Below are 2,461 nucleotides of genomic sequence, written 5' to 3'. Positions count from 1 at the left end.
CAAAATGCGCTTGAATTGTCCAAAATAACGCTCCTTCTGAAAAAAATCTTCTTCTTTTGCCGGATAATCGCACGGTATTTTGCCCTGCAATGTCAATATATTTTTTTTCAGCCTCAGTTCCAGTCCTTCCGGGTTGGCCAGGCCGGGCAGTTCCACCACGACGGTGAGCGTCTTTTCGGCAACATAAGCGTCGATGCGCGGCGACATGATCGGCAAAAGAACAGAAAGTTCTTCCCAAAAGTCTTCACCCAGCACCGTTTCCGTCTGTTCGCGCAAGCGATGCCACACCGATTCGGGCAAATCGCGGTTCAATTCGTTTCCTCCTCGCACTTCCTTTAAAACAATATATAAAAATCGCCGCAAATTATGAAAAAAATATTTTCCGGCCGCCATGTTCGTTCATATGTTGGTAACGGAGCGTTATTTCATTGCCGAGGGAGGCGGCGCCATTGGGAGACAACAAGGAAAAGCCGAAAACATGCGTGAAATGTTTTCACGTTGCCGAGGAAAAGGACAAATATTGCGTGAGATGCGGCACCCCTTTGGTTAATCTGTGCACAAAGGAAGACAGCCCCAATCATAAAGGCTGTCAGGCAAAAAATCGGCCGGATGCCGCATTTTGCGCAAAATGCGGCTCGCCGACCGTGTATGGGGAAATGGGGCTCACCAACTAACGTTGCGCAATAGCCGCTAAACTTGGCAGCAATCTTTCGGGCACGATTTCTCCCGGTTTGCGCGGCGCGATTTCGCCCCGATACAAGATTTCCCCGGTCCGCAAATCGGCTACAGCCACGGCGGGCATATCCGTTTCGGCAGACCGGAGCAGCATATACAATCGCGCATTGCCGATTCGCGTATCCTGCGCGCCGGTTACCGGGATATCCAAATAAGAGACGGTGGCATCATCCAGGCCATACCGGATCAAGCGGATGCCTTGGCTGTTTTGGGCGGTCAAATACAAGTTTGCCCCGTCAAGCTGTATGCCGGATATTCCCGGAAAAAGCCCCGGTTTGGCGTCGCCTGCGAGCAGATTGGCGATCGCCGCCGCATCAGGCTGCACTTCCGCGCCTGTTTCCATGTCAAAAATGCGCAGTTCTGTGCCGTCCGCTTGTTCCGACATGCGGCCATCGCCACTTTCGAACTGGGCGAAACCATATACCAGGTAGCGGCTTGGCCCGGTTTTATCGTTTACGGCGATCTGAATTTGGCTATGTCGTGTGTTCCCATCGTTTGTGAAGCTCATCAGCAGTTGATCGGATGGCGCTTTCGCCTCTTTCAACCCGAAACTGTACAGATGATACTCCTGCTTGCCTGTGATGGTATAGTTCAAGGTGGCCACTTTCAGCATATCCCCAATCGCCTGCACGTCCTGCACATATACCCCGTTATAGTTCTCCTTATGCGGAAGATCGGCGTCATAGGAAAAAGTCGCGCTGGATTTTTTATCCAATTTGGCAATCGTAAAACGGTTATAACCGGATATATTCGCCGACATTTGCTTCTGGTATGCGTAAGCAACGAGCCGGTCATTTTCAAAGTAAACTTCGGGGAATCTGGCTTTCCCCCGCATAAAGCTGCGATGCTCCCTGATCAGCCGGGCGATTTCCGGGCTGTCGTAGAACGGATGAACGAGCTGGGCGAAATACGGCCGCTCATTCATATATTCGCTTCCCTGCGAATCGATCGTTACCCATTGATTGTAGTAAGTGCCCTGCAATCGGACAGCCAGGGCTTCCCGTTCATCCCCCGACTGTTTTTGCAAAATAAATTCCGGCGGCCGGTCGCCGACGGCATAAACATAATAAGCGCCGATGCTAAACACCGTAAAAACAATTAGCACAAGCGAGTACCAATAACGCGTCATTTTCCCCAAACCTCCTCATATCACCTTGTTTTTATACGGTGACTTTCTTGCGAATCAAAAACAAACTCAACATAAGGGAACAGCCGGCTACGACAAGCCCCGCCGCCGCCAGGAGCAAAAACCGTTCGAGCGGATACAACCACCCCTCCGTGACGGACAAAGGAGACAGAAAAACAAGCAAGCATAGAGCGCAATAGGCGACGCCCGCGAGCACACCCTTCAAGCGATAGCTTCGCTCCAATAAAATCGCCGTAAAAATGACCATGACCGCGATCGCCCCTACGCTGTAAGCAAGCAAAAAGGGCACAAACCGGTACGGCAGCAACAGCTGCAGCAAATTCGCGCCGCCCGTGTGCGCTGCATCATATTCCGGAGTAATAAAAACTTCCGGAATGCGCAGATGAAACCAAGCCTTTTCAAACGGCAACAACAGCGCCTGAATAGCTAAAAGCCCCAGCGTCATCAATAAAATCGCACATAACTTGCTTAGGAATATTTGAATTCTTGCTGACGGCAGCATAAGCAGCCGGTATATGAACATGTTTTTGCCGGTCCAGTCCCGGTACCAGATAAGAAAGACATACAACAAAAGGGCTA

At 50.8% G+C, this 2,461-nt stretch carries 3 protein-coding genes; all 3 read right to left on the bottom strand.

All coding sequences use genetic code 11. The annotated features are described in order from the left end of the window. On the bottom strand, positions 1-312 hold a 312-nt coding region (locus tag VF260_11430), incomplete at its 3' end, for an Hsp20/alpha crystallin family protein (GenBank protein ID HEX7057786.1). Positions 313-670: 358 nt separating this feature from the next. Then, positions 671-1,864, bottom strand: coding sequence for a hypothetical protein (locus VF260_11425; protein ID HEX7057785.1), 1,194 nt, complete (start codon positions 1,862-1,864; stop codon positions 671-673). A gap of 31 nt (positions 1,865-1,895) precedes the next feature. Further along, positions 1,896-2,461: hypothetical protein (locus VF260_11420; protein HEX7057784.1), on the bottom strand; the 566-nt coding region annotated here is incomplete at its 5' end.

The sequence above is a fragment of the Bacilli bacterium genome, assembly GCA_036381315.1.
Taxonomy (GTDB): Bacteria; Bacillota; Bacilli; order Paenibacillales; family KCTC-25726; genus DASVDB01.
This window is presented reverse-complemented; position numbering and strand designations above follow the sequence as displayed.